The sequence below is a fragment of the Acinetobacter sp. 25-47-122 genome (assembly GCF_056779695.1).
In genome coordinates, this window is record NZ_JBWYIJ010000033.1 from 1 (window position 1) to 360 (window position 360).

Below are 360 nucleotides of genomic sequence, written 5' to 3' on the forward strand. Positions count from 1 at the left end.
TTAGGAGCTGGCAGCCCTGAAGGTTATGCAAGCTGCTGTGAAGCTTTGGCTAAGGCGGATGTGCGTGAACAACTCAAACAGATTTCGATTCGTGTATTGATTATTGCAGGTCAGCAAGACCCTGTGACCACTGTGGCAGATGGTCAGTTTATGCAAGCAGCGATTACGGGTAGTCAACTTGTTGAGATTAATGCTTCGCACATTTCTAATGTTGAACAACCACAGGCGTTTAACCGAGCTGTGGCTGAATTTATTCAGGCTTAAGTTTAGAACAACTCAAACCTGAACTCAGGAAACATCACTTGTCACGGGTGACTCATCTTGACGCTTTGCCAGATTGCTCCACCAGTCTGGCTTTTT

General features: G+C 45.8%; 1 protein-coding gene. It reads left to right on the top strand.

Going from position 1 to position 360, the window contains the following annotated elements; translation table 11 throughout:
* Window positions 1-264 (top strand): alpha/beta hydrolase (locus AC1M9P_RS14650; RefSeq protein ID WP_481588094.1); only part of this gene is annotated, 264 nt, incomplete at its 5' end.
* Between the last annotated feature and the right edge of the window lie 96 nt (window positions 265-360).